16 protein-coding genes are annotated in these 15,583 nt (G+C 49.3%); 15 read left to right on the top strand and 1 reads right to left on the bottom strand.

All coding sequences use genetic code 11. From position 1 onward, the window contains the following. Nucleotides 1-4: 4 nt before the first annotated feature. Together coaD and BV910_RS05780 are read left to right on the top strand one after the other, a co-directional pair. Nucleotides 5-499, top strand: coding sequence for a pantetheine-phosphate adenylyltransferase (coaD, locus tag BV910_RS05775; protein ID WP_015881296.1), 495 nt, complete (start codon nucleotides 5-7; stop codon nucleotides 497-499). Then, nucleotides 496-1,488 carry a SepM family pheromone-processing serine protease gene (locus tag BV910_RS05780; protein ID WP_078146641.1) on the top strand — a complete coding sequence of 331 codons (993 nt, stop codon included), beginning with the start codon at nucleotides 496-498 and terminating at the stop codon, nucleotides 1,486-1,488. The genes coaD and BV910_RS05780 overlap by 4 nt, the downstream gene beginning before the upstream one ends. Here BV910_RS05780 and BV910_RS05785 read toward each other — a convergent pair. Beyond that, entirely contained in the window at nucleotides 1,467-2,597 is a 1,131-nt protein-coding gene (locus tag BV910_RS05785) for a tRNA(Met) cytidine acetate ligase (RefSeq protein ID WP_078146642.1), read from the bottom strand. The two genes, BV910_RS05780 and BV910_RS05785, sit on opposite strands and share 22 nt — an antisense overlap. Nucleotides 2,598-2,753: 156 nt before the next feature. Between BV910_RS05785 and BV910_RS05790 the strand changes: the two genes are divergently transcribed. From BV910_RS05790 to BV910_RS05850, 13 genes are all read left to right on the top strand, one after another. Next, the gene (locus BV910_RS05790) at nucleotides 2,754-3,281 is read left to right on the top strand and encodes a YceD family protein (RefSeq protein ID WP_015881299.1); all 528 of its coding nucleotides are present in this window, start codon (nucleotides 2,754-2,756) and stop codon (nucleotides 3,279-3,281) included. Between the two features lie 22 nt (nucleotides 3,282-3,303). Then, complete coding sequence (gene rpmF, locus BV910_RS05795) at nucleotides 3,304-3,477, top strand: 50S ribosomal protein L32 (protein WP_015881300.1); 174 nt, start codon at nucleotides 3,304-3,306, stop codon at nucleotides 3,475-3,477. A gap of 119 nt (nucleotides 3,478-3,596) precedes the next feature. After that, nucleotides 3,597-4,436, top strand: coding sequence for a ketopantoate reductase family protein (locus BV910_RS05800; RefSeq protein WP_240499803.1), 840 nt, complete (start codon nucleotides 3,597-3,599; stop codon nucleotides 4,434-4,436). Beyond that, nucleotides 4,430-4,789, top strand: a complete 360-nt coding sequence (locus tag BV910_RS05805) for a DUF3397 domain-containing protein (RefSeq protein WP_015881302.1) — start codon at nucleotides 4,430-4,432, stop codon at nucleotides 4,787-4,789. Before BV910_RS05800 ends, BV910_RS05805 begins: the two co-directional genes overlap by 7 nt. A 24-nt stretch (nucleotides 4,790-4,813) precedes the next feature. Next, the gene (gene bshC, locus BV910_RS05810; protein WP_078146644.1) at nucleotides 4,814-6,370 is read left to right on the top strand and encodes a bacillithiol biosynthesis cysteine-adding enzyme BshC; all 1,557 of its coding nucleotides are present in this window, start codon (nucleotides 4,814-4,816) and stop codon (nucleotides 6,368-6,370) included. A gap of 159 nt (nucleotides 6,371-6,529) precedes the next feature. Next, on the top strand, nucleotides 6,530-7,462 hold the full coding sequence (gene rsmH / locus BV910_RS05815; RefSeq protein WP_078146645.1) for a 16S rRNA (cytosine(1402)-N(4))-methyltransferase RsmH: 933 nt from the start codon (nucleotides 6,530-6,532) through the stop codon (nucleotides 7,460-7,462). Between the two features lie 24 nt (nucleotides 7,463-7,486). Then, a complete protein-coding gene (ftsL, locus tag BV910_RS05820) occupies nucleotides 7,487-7,849 on the top strand; it encodes a cell division protein FtsL (protein ID WP_015881305.1) in 363 nt (120 codons plus the stop codon). Continuing rightward, nucleotides 7,849-9,996 (top strand): penicillin-binding protein, encoded by a 2,148-nt coding sequence (locus BV910_RS05825; RefSeq protein WP_078146646.1) that lies wholly within the window; start codon nucleotides 7,849-7,851, stop codon nucleotides 9,994-9,996. The genes ftsL and BV910_RS05825 overlap by 1 nt, the downstream gene beginning before the upstream one ends. A 57-nt stretch (nucleotides 9,997-10,053) precedes the next feature. Continuing rightward, nucleotides 10,054-11,358 (top strand): UDP-N-acetylmuramoyl-tripeptide--D-alanyl-D-alanine ligase, encoded by a 1,305-nt coding sequence (locus BV910_RS05830; RefSeq protein WP_078146647.1) that lies wholly within the window; start codon nucleotides 10,054-10,056, stop codon nucleotides 11,356-11,358. A 21-nt stretch (nucleotides 11,359-11,379) separates the two neighbouring features. Beyond that, nucleotides 11,380-12,339 (top strand): phospho-N-acetylmuramoyl-pentapeptide-transferase, encoded by a 960-nt coding sequence (mraY, locus tag BV910_RS05835; RefSeq protein ID WP_078146648.1) that lies wholly within the window; start codon nucleotides 11,380-11,382, stop codon nucleotides 12,337-12,339. Nucleotides 12,340-12,352: 13 nt separating this feature from the next. After that, nucleotides 12,353-13,690 carry a UDP-N-acetylmuramoyl-L-alanine--D-glutamate ligase gene (gene murD, locus BV910_RS05840; protein ID WP_078146649.1) on the top strand — a complete coding sequence of 446 codons (1,338 nt, stop codon included), beginning with the start codon at nucleotides 12,353-12,355 and terminating at the stop codon, nucleotides 13,688-13,690. After that, a complete protein-coding gene (murG, locus tag BV910_RS05845; RefSeq protein WP_078146650.1) occupies nucleotides 13,687-14,763 on the top strand; it encodes an undecaprenyldiphospho-muramoylpentapeptide beta-N-acetylglucosaminyltransferase in 1,077 nt (358 codons plus the stop codon). Before murD ends, murG begins: the two co-directional genes overlap by 4 nt. 14 nt (nucleotides 14,764-14,777) lie before the next feature. Further along, on the top strand, nucleotides 14,778-15,548 hold the full coding sequence (locus BV910_RS05850) for a cell division protein FtsQ/DivIB (protein WP_078146651.1): 771 nt from the start codon (nucleotides 14,778-14,780) through the stop codon (nucleotides 15,546-15,548). Nucleotides 15,549-15,583: the final 35 nt, after the last annotated feature.

A 15,583-nucleotide genomic window follows, 5' to 3' on the forward strand; every position in this document is an offset into this window, starting at 1 on the left:
CACGATGAAACGGATTGCGATTTGTCCGGGTAGCTTTGACCCCATCACGAACGGACATCTAGATATTATTGAACGAGCGGCGGCCATTTTTGACGAGGTCATTGTCGCCGTCCTTGAAAATTCAAGCAAGGCCCCATTGTTTGATGTGGAAGAACGACTGGGACTGATCCGAGACGTGACGACACATCTGCCAAACGTGTCGGCCGACGCGTTCGGTGGATTGCTTGTCGAGTACGCCGCAGAGCGGGAAGCGGCGACGATCGTCCGTGGGCTCCGTGCAGTCTCAGATTTCGAATACGAGCTTCAAATCGCATCAATTAACAAAAAATTGAATGAGAACGTCGAGACGTTGTTCATGATGACGAATAGTCAATATTCGTTCCTCAGCTCGTCGATTGTCAAAGAAGTGGCGAAATATGGGGCATCGGTCAGTGAGCTCGTACCGGAACAGGTTGAAATTGCCTTACGTAAAAAGTATCAAGTGAGTTCGGGACAATGAAATCGTTAAAGATCGGTCTCGGTTTACTCGTCACAGTTCTTCTCTTCCTGTTCGTCCCACTTCCTTACTACATCTCTTCACCCGGAGCGGCGACCTCAATTGAAGAGTTCCTGACCGTCCAAGGTGGCGAAAAAGAGGATGGGGAACTGATGATGGTGACGATCTCACAACGCCGTGCGACTCCGTTTTGGTTAGTGGAAAGTTGGGTGACCCCGTTCACGGAAGCGAATTTATCCAGTCGCTATTTATATGATGGAGAGAGTGAGGCAGACTATGAACGTCGCCAACAATTATTGATGGACTCCTCTCAACAAGCAGCAATCCAATACGCCTATCAATTAGCAGATCAAGACGTGACGGTCGATTTCGAGGGGATTTATGTATCTGCTCCGATTCCTGGGTCCCTTGCGGCAAATGTGTTGAAGCCGGGTGATGTCATCACGGCCATCGATGGGATGTCCTTTGCCACTCGCGTCGACTTTTTGAATCGCATATCGGAATTTGAGGCGGGCGATGAAGTGGAGTTGACGATTGAACGAGACGGCGAAGAACGTGTCGTGCAAACGCTCATTCAGCCGATCGATCAAAGCGGAGATCGTGTCGGAATTGGAATCTATGAGCCACTTCCCGTTCAAGAAATCACGGCTGATCCTGAAGTCGATGTCGCTTTGACGAATGTCGGCGGTCCATCTGCAGGATTGATGTTCACGTTAGAAATTTATGATCAATTGACGCCAGGTGACTTGGCAAATGGAAAACGGATTGCCGGAACCGGAACGGTCGATGAGGAAGGGAATGTCGGACCTATCGGAGGTGCATGGCAGAAAATTGTCGCCGCCGACGAGGAAAGAGCGGAAGTCTTCTTTGTGCCTGCCGGTTCAAATTATGAAGAGGCGCTGGAATCACGAGACCGCCTAAACAGTGTCATTGAAGTCGTCTCTGTCAAGACGGTCGAGGATGCGATTCGTTATTTAGAAGAGATGAACTGAGGGCGTTGCCGGTGCTCGATCAATGCATCATCTTGAAGCGGGAGTCGATATGCTTCGGTGACACGAGCTTCAAAATCGAGCCGGGCATCGAACTTACTGACGAGTTGCACGTCTTCCTTCACATCTCGTAGCGCATGTCGTCCGAGATCGTTGAAGGCGAGCGGTCTCACGTAAGGGACTTCATCAAAGCGTGTCGGTGCCTCGACTTTTAACCAGTGAAGCAGTACGGCGACGAACGCCCGCTGAATGGCGGTACGCGTGTAGCGACGTGTCGACACGACAGCAAGTGCACGTTCGAATGAAGGCTCGACTCCCGCCTGCTTAAGACGAGGTGCGAGAGAAGCATCAATTCCTACGAGCTCCGTCATTGTGTGGAGTGGCAAGGTTCTCAGTTTGAATTGTAAGACGGGCCAATAGTGTTCCCAATGTGTCATCGGTCGTGTCCGAAACATCGCTTCAGTTGATGCCGGGACGGCACGAACTTCACCGGTGCCTAAATAATGAGTCCGAATGCCTGTCGCCGACATGACATCCATTAATGAAGGGTCATGATAATCAGCCCCGAGCCGTTTGACTGTATGTAACTGAATCGATTTTGCTGCTTTGGCGTAATGGTAGCCCAAAATGTTGTTTGGTCGCGTCAAATCAAACGAGGGATAGACGGTCCGAAAAGCTCGACTCGAAGCTTGCGCGGACGAGTGCCCTTCTTGTAGCGCTTCTTTAAGCGCCTCTTTATAACGTGGCGCCTCTTCGACATGTGAACGGGCTGCATGTAGGATTGCATCTATATCCCCGCTCTCACTCCCGAACGATAGCGTCTGGCAACGGAGCTGTTCAGCAATCGAGACGGAGGCGCTAGCGAAACGGTCGGCGCGTTGGACCCCGTACTGGGTCGGTAACTCGATGACTAGATCGATTGCACCGCTCTCGACGGCAGCCTTAGCCCGTTTCCACTTGTCGAACGAGGCGGGTTCGCCCCGTTGAGTGAACTGGGCACTCATGATGGCAATCATGACATCCGCCCCGGTTTCGTGACGTGCAGTTTGCGCTTGATAATAGTGCCCGTTGTGAAACGGGTTGTACTCTGCAATAATGGCCGTCTTTTGCATGATTTACTCCTTTGCATTGTCGTATGGATTGGTGTAAGATGAGTAAGTACGCTTTGGCAAAGCGCCGTCGTCAACTGATTTTAGTGTAAAGAAAAAACATTGACAAAACAAGTTGGCCTATCTATAATTCATATTGTTGCAATTGAGGTGATTCGGATGAAATGGTCTATTGCACAGCTACTTAAGCTCCGAAACCAGGGTGACGGTTTTACAATCGATGAGATGGTAGAACTACCAGAGCTGACTCAGCTCCATCCGGATATCCGTTCGATTCGCCCGGTGCATGTGCACGGGGATGCATCGTTCACATCTAATCAAGTTACATTCAATCTGAAGATTCAAGGTGACCTGACGTTGCCAGATGCGCGAACGTTAGAAGATGTCACTTATGAATTCGATATTGAATCGCTCGAGCCTTTCTTTTTGGAGAATGGGCGTTATACGGAGCAATTCGATGACGTGAATTTGCCAGAAGGAAATACGATCAGTCTTGTACCGATTGTAAAAGAGCTCATCATGTTAGACGTCCCGATGCAAGTTTACGGGAACGAAACAGACAAAACTCAGGTTGAAGGAGAAGGCTGGACGCTTACTGACGAACAGCCCGAAGCCCAACCAAAAATTGACCCGCGTTTCGCGGGACTGGCCGACCTGTTCTCGAAAAAAGAGAACGAGGAAGGTTAACTTATCAAGGAGGTGGACAACGATGGCAGTACCATTCCGTAGAACGTCGAAAACTCGCAAACGTCTTCGTCGTACTCACTTCAAACTCAACGTACCTGGTATGAACGAGTGCCCGAACTGTGGCGAAATGAAACTTTCACACCGTGTTTGCAAATCTTGCGGACATTACAACGGTAAAGAAGTAACAAGCAAATAATGCTTGAAGGAGTGACCTGTTCTCAGGTCGCTCCTTTTTTGTTTGTCATTTTTGGGTCATGGCGAAAAGATGTGGTAAACTTTTTGTGCGAAAATAGTTCGAATAGGAGGAGGACCATGATGAACTCCATCAAACGAATTGGTATCATCGGAAACGGAGCGGTCGGATTATTGATGGCATCTTTGCTCGCAGATGATTACGACGTGACGCTCTACGGAAGAAGCGGGTCATCTGATCCACTTGTCATCACACGGACCGGCGTGACGGAAGGGACGGCACGTGTGTCGTTCCGTTCCAGTCAGACGCTTCAAGAAACGGACGAGGATCTCTTTTTTGTCACGACAAAAGCCCATCAAGTCGAGGAAGCGACGGCTCGCCTCTCGGGTAAGGTGCCCGTCTTTATTTGTTCGAATGGGATTGCCCATCTGGAATATGCGAAACGTCGAGGGTTTCATTTAGGTGTCGTCGAGCATGGGGTGACGAAGCGTGGTCATGAGGTTGAGCATCGTGGACTCGGACGGATTCGGATCGGAAGCACATCGGTACTACACCCTCTATCATTTCAAGAGAGCCCACTTCACATTGTGTGGGAAGAAGAGATTGAGCAAGTCGTCATTGAAAAATTGTTTGCTAATGCCATCATCAATCCCATTACAGCGTTATGCCGGGTCCCGAACGGCGCACTCGCCGGCTCACCATATCGTGAAATCGCACAATCGATTTACGATGAGTTGATACCGTTGTTTGCGCAGCACGTCTCGTATTCCTACATCGAGACGATTGTCGAACGTACCGCAGAGAATCACTCCTCGATGCTGCGCGACCTTGAAGAAGGTCGGCCGACCGAGGTGGATGCAATTTTGAAACCGGTGATTGAAAAAGCCGAACAAATGCAGATTTCTCTCACTGTCATTCCGCTATTACATAAACTGATTCTAGGAGCGAGCGCATCGTGTTAGTGTATATCGTTTCATTTCCACTCATCTTATGGTTTATGGTGTATATGATACTTAGAAAAATTATGCCGAAATCAATCAACTCATTCAAGCTCGCATGCGATGCCGGAGTCATCCTTTGGTTTTATGCATGCAGTATTTTACTTGAGGCCATCGTCGGGACGGATATGTTGCTGTTATTGCTCGCAGCCTGCTGTGCGATTTTCCCAATCAATGCGATTTGGCAGCGGATTCGTTATGAGGAAGTGTTGTTCACGAAGATGTTCGTCCATGGTTGGCGGTTACTCTTCTTGCTACTTGTTCCGACCCACGCCATTTTATTCGCGATCGGTGTAGCCCAAGGCATGATTCGTTGATTGATTGAAAGGAAGTTGTTATACGTGAAGGTAGAAGCATTTGATGCTCTATATGCATCCACATCACCGATGATTCAAATCGATCATGAATATGGTCGCTGGCTCGATTATCGAGGGATGGATGAAATCGAAAAACGTGCCGAGGAGGTCTCAGGGCGCACCTATGAGCATCTGTCGGAGCTCGTCGAGATAATAAAGGGACAACAAGAACAGTTCGGGGAACTTTCGGAAGAGTTGGAAGCGAAGCTGGAGTTACTCGCTCAGCGAAAAGCGTACGTGATGGTGACGGGGCAACAGGTCGGCGTATATGGAGGACCTTTGTTTGCCGTATACAAACTGTTAGCGGTCATCAAACGGGCAAAACAGGCTGAAGCGAAATTAGGGAAACCGGTCCTTCCTGTCTTCTGGATGGCTACGGAAGATCATGACTTTGCTGAAATCAACCATGTCTTCACAACACAGGCGTTTTCGAGGACGTTGAAAAAAGATGCCTTGTCATCGTTACCGCTTGCAGGAAAAGCATCGATAGGGGACTTAGAGTTCGAACGGGTAAAGCTCGAACTTGTTCAAATGGCGCAACGTCTTCTACTGAATGAAACAGAGACACCGTATACTTCACATTTGTATCATGAGCTGATTGACCTCATTCAAGTGAGTCGTTCGTTCGCTCACTTTTTCGGTGGAATGATGCGGCGATTCGTCGGATCTGACTTTTTATTGTTTGACCCGCACGCGAAAGACGTACGGGCTCTCGAACGACCGATGTTCCGACGTCTCATCGAGCATCATGACGCGCTTCATGAAGCGCTCGGTCATGCGTATGAAGAAGGGATGCCGTCGGTCGAATTGAACAAGGATGCGGCCCATCTGTTTTATCACGATGGAACGCGAGAGCTGCTCACAAAGGTCGATGGCGTGTTCACGACAAAGCGAGGGCATCGCTTCACTGAAAGCGAACTGCTCACAGAGATAGAGGCGCATCCGGAGCGTTTCTCAAATAACGTGGTCTCCCGTCCGCTCATGCAGGATTTCTTGTTCCCGACTCTTGGGTATGTGGCAGGTCCCGGTGAAATTGCCTACTGGCTCCAGCTTCGACCGCTCTTCCACGAGATGGGCTGGATGATGCCGCTTCTCTTGCCACGTCTTGGTGGGTTGATCGTGTCAAGAAATGATGAGAAGAAGCTTCGTCAAGAAAGCGTGACATTGGAGCAGTATATGAAGCAACCGCTTCCGGACCATGCCTTTGACGACGAAGCGTTTGAAGAAGAGCTATATGCGTACCGGACGCTCACGGAGGCCGTCAGTCATGAGGCAGGGAAACAAGGAAGACGATTTGAGGCGAAGTCGAGACATGTGCTCGAGCGATTGGCAGATGAGATGCGTGCCGAATCGAAGCGAGAACAATATCGCTTGAATGCACGACGGATTCATCTATCGACCCGACTGTTCCCGATGGATGCCCCTCAAGAACGTATCCTCTCGATGGTTCCGATATTAAATCGTCACGGACTAGATGTGTTTCAACGATTGAAACAGGCATATGAACAATCCGATTCGGAGCGATGTTTGTTCTATGTATAATCATTTTTTGGAGAGCTCTTGACATTTGTCAGGAGCTTTTTTTCGTTGTTACCTTTTTGTTTCCTCTTTTCACTAAAAACCTGTACGGACCTTGACATTTTTATGATAAAGTAAGTGTAATAAAACAGTTGAAATATGTAGGTTGAGAGGGTTTTTTGAATGTTTGAGCATGAAACGGTTTTAAAAATGGAGTCCATTGAGGGATTGAACATCAAACCAGATGGGGTATATGTCGATTGTACGTTAGGTGGAGCGGGTCATAGTGAAGAAATCGCAAAGCGTCTAACGACGGGTCAACTATATGCGTTCGACCAAGATGACGTCGCGCTCGCACATGCGAAAGAGCGATTGGCTCCTTATGAAGGCCGTGTGACGTTTATAAAGAGCAATTTCGTTCACTTGAAGGAAGAACTCGCCCAACGTGGTGTGACAAAAGTGGACGGTGTACTATTCGACCTAGGCGTTTCTTCGCCACAGCTAGATGAGGCGGAGCGCGGGTTCAGTTACAACTATGACGCACCGCTCGATATGAGAATGGACCGGTCACGGGACTTTTCAGCCTATCATGTTGTGAACGAATGGTCGTTCGGAGAACTTGCTCGTATTTTCTTTACATACGGGGAGGAAAAGTTTTCAAAGCAAATCGCACGAAAGATTGAGCAAGCCCGTGCCGATAAACCGATTGAGACGACATTCGAGCTTGTCGACTTGATTAAAGAAGCGATTCCTGCACCAGCTAGACGAAAAGGCGGACACCCGGCGAAGCGGACGTTCCAAGCGATTCGAATCGCCGTCAATGATGAGTTGAACGTATTCGACCGCGCCGTTCAAGATGCGATTGATTTACTTGCATTGAATGGACGCATCTGTGTCATCACGTTCCATTCGTTAGAAGACCGCATTTGTAAACAAGTGTTCAAAGAGCGAAGCCAGCATCCACCATTACCACCGGGGTTGCCGGTCATTCCGAAAGAATTTGAACCGGAACTCAAACTCATCACGCGTAAGCCGATTGTGGCGAGTGAGGGAGAACTTGAAGATAACCGTCGTTCACGCTCTGCTAAGTTGAGAGTGGCCGAAAAACAAAAATAACCGAGAGTGTAGGAGGGATACCTGATGCCAGAAGCTGCCCGTAAGGCGTTGCAGCCTCAAGTAACACCGAATCGAAATCCGATTCCGCAAGAACGACCAATACCTGCTCCAAAACGACGCACGTTGACCTTGTTTGAATCGATCCTGTATCCAGTGATGATTGGTTCAGTGGTCATGTTCGGTGGCATCACGGTGTCGAAGCACAATGAAGCGTATAATATTATGCGTGATACAGCAGCCGTCAATCAGCAGGTCGACGGGGTTGCAAAAGAAAACGAAGAACTAAAGTATGAAATCGCCCAATTAAGCTCGCCCGAAAGAATTTATGCGATTGCCGAGAAGCTCGGAATGAAATTCAATGAAAAGAATGTCAAGGTGATTGATTGATGAATTCTTTAAAACAGAGTAAAAAAAGAGTGGCGTGGGTAGCGATTGTCTGCTTCACCCCGCTCTTTTTATTTTTTGTTGGATGGTTCCTTTATTTATCCGTCACCCATACGTACAAAGGGGAGAACATGCTCGCATTCGCGGAAGAGCAACGGTGGAAAGCGGTCAGTACGTTAGAAGCGGAACGGGGCGAGGTATATGATCGGTTCGGTCAACCGATTGCCATCAACATTCCATCATACCGGCTCGTTGCCGTTTTGAAACTCGGTGGTGAGCGGGTCAAAGGGAAGACGCTTATGCCCGATGAGTTCGCCGAAGCGGCGAAGCAATTGTCGACCGTGCTTCCTATGACAGAAGCCGATTTATTGAAACGGCTTGAACAAAATGCCGACCTTGGACAAATCGAGTTCGGTGTTCCCGGTCGTGACTTGACCGTAGAACAAAAAGAAGAGATCGAAGCATTCGACCTAAACGGCATCACGTTTGTCGAGGAACCGAAGCGCTATTACCCGAACAAAGTATTTGCTTCCTCGGTAATCGGATATGCCCAGAAAATTGACCAGAACGGTCGTATCGAACTCGTCGGTGAATTAGGGATTGAAAAGTCTCTGAATGATATTTTAAGTGAATCGTACGGTCTGTATCGATTTGAGAAAGATTTGGCAGGTCGTGAACTCATATCGAGTGACGAGCAGTTGAAGATTGAACCGGAAGACGGGGCGGACGTCCAATTGACAATCGACCACAGAATCCAACAGTTGCTCGAAACGAAGATGAATGAGTTGTATGAGGAGTATGAGCCGAAACATGCGACGGCCATCATCATGGACCCGAAAACGGGAGAGATCATCGCACTATCGGACCGACCATCGTTTGATCCGAACACACGCGAGATTTCTTCGTACAGTAACTTCTCTGTTTCGTCTCGATTCGAACCTGGATCGACGATGAAGATCTTTACGCTCGCGGCAGCCATCAACGAAGGCGTGTACAATCCGAATGAGCTGTACAAATCCGGTTCATACAAATATGGCAAGACGGTCTTCAATGATTACAACATTACGGGATGGGGTACCATTCCTATGGTAGAAGGCGTCTGGCATTCGTCGAACGTCGCATTCTCGATTTTAGCGAACGAACGACTTGGTCTCAGTCGATATGAAGATTACTTTAAAGCGTTCAAGTTTGATCAGCGGACAGGAATCGATTTGCCTGGAGAGGTCAATAGTCAATTCGATTTCGAAAGTCCGATGAACGTCTTGATTACGGCATGGGGACAATCGACAGCGGTGACACCGATGCAAATTTTGCAAGCGACATCGGCCATCGCAACGGATGGGACGATGAAGCAACCGCACCTCATCAAGAAAATCGTCAACAGCGAGACCGGCGAAACGATTCGGACGACCAATCCGAAAGAAGTCGGTCAACCGATCACGGCGGAGACAGCCAAAAAGACACGTGAAGCGCTCGACGGTGTCGTCAATAGCGATGTGGGAACCGGGCAACTGTATGCGTTAGACAACTATCGTGTCGTCGGAAAGACCGGTACCGCTCAAATCGCCGAGAACGGAAAATATTTGAGTGGACAGTATATTCACTCATTCGTCGGGATGGCTCCGGAAGACGATCCGGAACTTGTCATGTATATCGCGGTGGACAGACCGAACAGTGACTCGTCTACGACCGGGCCACGAATCATGGCGCCACTTTTCAAAGACGTGATGGATGTCGCATTACGTTACCGGAGTGTCGAGCCTGAAAAACAAGAAAAAGCGGTCGAAGCCTCGACGAAGACAACGTCTTCTTATATCGGTCAAAACCGTGAAGAGGCAGTGAACGCATCGACGGAGAATTCCTTCAATCCGATCGTGTTAGGTGATGGAGACGAAGTGATCGCGCAGAGTCCTGTGAAAGGACAATCGTATGTCGTCGGTGAACGATTGTTGCTAAAAACGAGCGAGTCGTTTACGATGCCTACATTAAAAGGTTGGTCGTTACGTGACGTCAAACGTTTAGCGACCCTTTATCAATTAAATTTAGAAATCGACGGTACCGGATTTGTCACATCGCAATCGATTGGCAAAGGGAAACCGGTCAAAACAGGTGCCTCCTTGAAAGTGAAGTTGGAGACACCGTCGAATTAACGCACGAGATGAAGAGGGCTGCGGCTCTCTTTTCCTATGTAAGAGGAGGAAGTTTGTATGGAACAACTGACAGTTCAAAAATTGGCATCATGGTTTGGGATGGATCTACATGACGAGCGTCTCGTCGAACGGGTCGCCACAGATTCGAGAGATGCAAACGAGGCGGGTCTCTTCGTCCCAATCGTCGGGGCGCGAGTCGACGGCCATGACTACATCGAGGCGGCCGTTGAAAAGGGTGCGATTGTCACGTTCTGGGAAGAGGGTCGCCCTCAACCAGACAACCTGGTTGTCATCCCTGTGAAATCGACGGTCGAGGCATTGCAAACAGCAGCAGCCCGATATTTAGAAGAGATTAATCCGCTCGTCGTCGCCATTACGGGCTCGAATGGGAAGACGTCGACAAAAGACATGGTCGCTGTCGTGCTCGAGGAGAAGTTCAAGACGCATAAGACAGCCGGAAATTTCAACTCGGACGTCGGCTTACCACTTACCGTTCTCAGAATGCCACTGGATACGGAAGTAGCCGTCCTCGAGATGGGGATGAACGGATTCGGTCAAATCGAGACGTTGTCAAAACTTGCTAAGCCGGATGTGGCGTTTGTGACGAATATCGGGGAGTCTCACGGTGAACAAGTCGGCGGGCGGACAGGTATCGCCAAGGCGAAACTTGAGATCAAGGCAGGTCTCAAAGCGAACGGTCGCTTGATCGTCGATGCGGATGAGCCACTTCTTTCTGGTCAAGGCTATCGCGTCGGATATGATGAGACGGCAGACGGGAAAATTGAAGTGATCGAAACGACGTTTGACGCATCGATCTTTAAATATAACGGGGACTTGTATGAACTGAAGGTGCTCGGTGCCCATCAGATTCGAAACGCAGCCTATGCGATTGCGTGTGGACTTGCGTTCGGTCTCGATCATGCGATGATTCAACGTGGACTAGACCGAATCAAGTTGACGTCGATGCGAATGGAAAAACAGATGTTCGGGGAAGCACACCTCATTAACGACGCCTACAACGCGAGTCCGACGTCGATGATTGCAGCGATTGAGACGGTCAAGTCGCTTGAAGGGTTCTCGAAGCGTGTGCTCGTCCTTGGAGATATGTACGAGTTAGGAATGGATGAACAACTGCAACACGAACAAGTCGGTGGCGCGGTGGCGTCTCCCGTGACCGATTGTATTCTCGTCGGCGACAAAGCAAAATGGATTGCCGACGGAATTCAAGATTCACGAGTGAACGTTAAAATGGTCCCGACAGTTGAGGAAGCGAAGGCGCTCCTTCATCATTATCAACGACCGGATACTGTGGTATTGTTAAAGGCATCTCGAGGACTGGCGCTTGAGCGTCTTGTTCAATAAATAGAGTAGTGAGGTAGCAACATGTTAATTAGTTTAATCGTATTAATCAGTTCATTATTAACTGTCTTGATCGTGATGCCGCGAGCCATCCCAGCATTGCGTCAATTAAAGTTCGGACAAGAGATTCGTGATGAAGGTCCAGGTTGGCACCAGAAGAAGTCGGGTACACCGACGATGGGTGGGATTGTCATCCTGCTCGCCATCCTCGTCGGATTCATCGTATCCGTCATCTTCGGCGAAGCGGTCGCAGGATTCGGTACCCTTCTATTCGTTACGATGGCATTCGGTGTCATCGGTTTCTTGGATGACTACATCAAAGTCGTCAATAAACGAAACCTCGGATTGACGTCCCTTCAGAAGTTGATCGGTCAAATCGTGGTATCGGTATTGTTTGCATGGTTCTTGTCACTCGGAGGAGACCTCGATACATCAATCTCGATCCCGTTCACGTCGATTTCGTTCGATACTGGATGGTTCTATATCGCCATCGTCATCTTCTGGCTCGTCGGGTTCTCGAACGCTGTCAACTTGACGGATGGATTAGACGGACTCGTCTCGTTCTCGGCCATCCCGACGTTCACATTCTTTGGGATTTACGCCCTTACACAAGATGAACTTGGGATTGCTTGGTTCGCGTTTGGGGTCGTCGGTGCCTTGATCGGGTTCCTAGTCTTCAATAAGTATCCGGCTAAAATCTTCATGGGGGACACCGGTTCGCTCGCACTAGGCGGAGCCGTCGCTGGACTCGCTTTGATGTTGAAGCTCGAATTACTTCTCGTCTTCGTCGGCATCATCTTCGTCATCGAGACGTTGAGCGTCATCTTGCAAGTCATCTCGTTTAAAACGACGGGGAAACGACTCTTCAAGATGAGTCCGATCCATCACCACTTCGAAATGGTCGGGTGGTCAGAATGGCGCATCGTACTCACGTTCGGAGGCATCAGTTTAATTACAGCAGGTTTATCATTACTACTCATGTAAAAGGGTGAGACAGATGGAAAAGCAATGGCACGGTAAAAAAGTTCTTGTCCTCGGTGCTGCGAAGAGCGGTATTGCGGCGGCGACATATCTGCATCATGCGGGAGCAGATGTGACGATCAATACGGGGAATATCCCTCCGGAAGACGAACAGGAAAAAATTCAGGCTCTCGGGATTCAATCGGTGTTTAACGAGCATCCCCTCGCTCTGTTGAATGAGACAGAGGTGATTGTCAAAAACCCAGGCATCCCGTATCAGATTCCATTGCTTCAGGAAGCGATGTCTCGTCATATCCCGATCTATACTGAAGTGGAACTTGCTTATTTAGCAACGGAGGCGGAATTTGTTGCCATCACTGGCTCAAATGGGAAAACGACAACCACGACACTCGTCTATGAATTGCTCAAAGGTGGGGAGCGTCCGGTGCATCTTGCGGGAAACATCGGATTCCCTGCGATTGAAGTGGCGTCTCAGGCGAAGGCGGGCGATTTGATTGTGATTGAATTGTCGAGTTTTCAATTGATGGGGATTGAGTCGTTTCATCCTCGCTCGGCGGCACTACTCAATCTATCGGAAGCTCATTTGGACTATCATGGGGATTTTGATGCGTATGCGGATGCAAAAGGAAACTTGTTCCGTCGAATGACGAATGCAGATCAAATCGTCGTGAAAGTGACAGATCCGGAAGTTATGAAACGTGTCCCGGGAGAGATTGAACCGACTACGTTCAGCTTTGACCGGGGTGACGCTTCTGTCGTCGATGGATGGGTCACGGTTCGTGGTGAAAAAATCATGCCGGTAAATGAGTTGGCATTAGGCGGGGCGCACAACGTGGAAAATGTATTGGCTGCACTACTCTTAGTGGAACCATTCGCTATTCCACGTACGCATATCGAACGTGTGTTACGAAACTTCGGTGGCGTCGCGCATCGGACCGAGAGTCTCGGTGATGTGCTCGGACGTGCCGTCTACAATGATTCGAAAGCGACGAACAACGTGGCGGCGGAAGCTGCGTTACGTGGATTTGACGCCCCAATCGTCTGGCTTTGTGGTGGTCTCGAGCGTGGTGCGGACTTATCTTCGCTCGCCCCGGCTCTCTCAAACGTAAAAGCTGTCATCGCGTATGGTGAGACGAAAGAGCGTTTTAAAGAGCTCGGCGAGTCCCGACAGATTCCATCTTTCACCGTCGAGACGTTGGCAGACGCCGTTCCGCTCGCGTTTGAGCAATCCGAGACGGGAGACGTCATCTTACTCTCACCCGCTTGTGCTAGCTGGGATCAATTTAAAACGTTTGAAGAACGAGGCGAGCAGTTCGTTCAACTCGTCCGTTCATATGAGGAGGCGAACCGATGAAAATCATGATTTCTGGTGGTGGTACCGGTGGTCATATTTATCCGGCACTCGCATTGATTGAAACGCTAAAAAAACGTCACCCGGATTTACAGGTACAATACATCGGGACGGAGAATGGGTTAGAAGCTGATCTCGTACCGCGAGCCGGTGTCCCGTTCAAGTCGATTCAAATCGCAGGTCTGAAGCGTTCCCTTTCACTCGAGAACGTGAAGACAGCCTACTGGTTTTTGAAAGCCGTTCGGGCATTGAAAAAAGACATGGCGGCGTTTAAGCCGGACGTCGTGATTGGGACGGGTGGTTTCGTATCCGGCCCCGTCGTCTATACGGCACAACAGCTTGGGATCCCCACGATTCTGCATGAACAAAACAGTATCCCGGGATTAACTAACAAATTCTTATCGAAGAAAGCCAATCGGGTTGCCCTCTCGTTCAAAGGCTCAGATGTCCATTTCCCGGGTGCGAACGTTCGCTTGATTGGAAACCCGCGTGGTAGCGAAGTCTTGCAAACGGAAGTCGATGAGGCGTCCGTCCGCGAACAGTATCGTTTAGATGACCGTCCGATCGTCTTGGTGTATGGTGGGAGCCGCGGAGCCGAGGCAATCAACCGAGCGGTCGTGGAAGCGATCCCGTCGCTCTCAGAATTGCCAATCAACGTCCTTTACGTCACGGGGAAAGTGCATTTCGATGCGGTGTCGAAACAGGCGCCATCTTCTGATAATGTACACATCCATCCATACGTGTACGATATGCCATCTTTACTCGCCTGTACGTCACTCGTCATCTCACGAGCTGGCGCTTCGACGATTTCAGAATTGACCGCCATTGGTTTACCGAGCATTTTGGTACCTAGTCCGTACGTGACAGCTGACCATCAAACGAAAAATGCTTCGGCCCTCGTCGAGAACGGGGCGGCCATCCTTTTGAAAGAAGAGGCGTTGACGGGTGTTACGCTCGTAGAAGCGATTCGTCAAGCACTCGAACAGCGTGATGAGATGGCGAACGCATCGCGTGCACTCGGTTTCCCGGACGCGTCAGATGCATTGGCCGACCTGGTAGAAGAAGTCATTCAATAAAGGAGTAGAACCCGATGGAACCAAGCCAACAAACGGTACGTAGTCTCGAAGACCGTATTCCATACATGAAAAAACAACGGCGTAAAAAAGCGAACCGTCGGATGTTCTCTGTACTCTCACTGTTTGGAATTCTCATCCTACTCGTGGTCTACATGCAGACTTCGATGTCGAACGTGAAAGAAGTGAAGGTATCGGGTCTTTACTGGTTAGAAGAAACGTACGTGTTTCAGGACATGAAGCTCGATTCATCGACGAAGTTTGTCAGTCTGTCCCCAAACAAGATGAGTGAACAGATGGAAAAGTTGCCTGGTGTCAAACGGGTAGAAATCGATCGTTCTTGGTATAACAAGGTTCAAATCACCGTGACAGAAGAGAAAATGATCGCTTATGCGAAAGCGGAAAAAGGAGATGTCGTCGTGTTAGCCGACGGTTCACTCCATCCGACCGGAGCCATCACCGATCCGCAAAAGCTAAAGGACGGACCACTCTTACGAGAGTTCAACACGGAAGCAGAACTCGAAAAGATCGCAAGTGAACTCGAGCGGGTCGATGATGCGACACGGGCTCGTATGTCAGAAGTGATTTTATCGAAACGAAAAGATGAGCCGACGCGATACGAGATTTTTATGAACGATGGCAACACGTTACTCACACCGACATTGAAGTTAAGCAAGACCGTATCAAAGTATGGAGAAATTTATGAAAACATCCCGAAAGGTGAGCGTGGGACCGTCGTCATGGATGGTGGTTTTTATTTTGTTCCATACAAGAAAACGAATGAATAATCAGTTATATTACAGTCCTTAGACACATAAGGGCT

This window comes from Exiguobacterium sp. HVEsp1, from assembly GCF_002009685.1.
In the GTDB taxonomy this organism is placed as follows: Bacteria; Bacillota; Bacilli; order Exiguobacteriales; family Exiguobacteriaceae; genus Exiguobacterium; species Exiguobacterium profundum.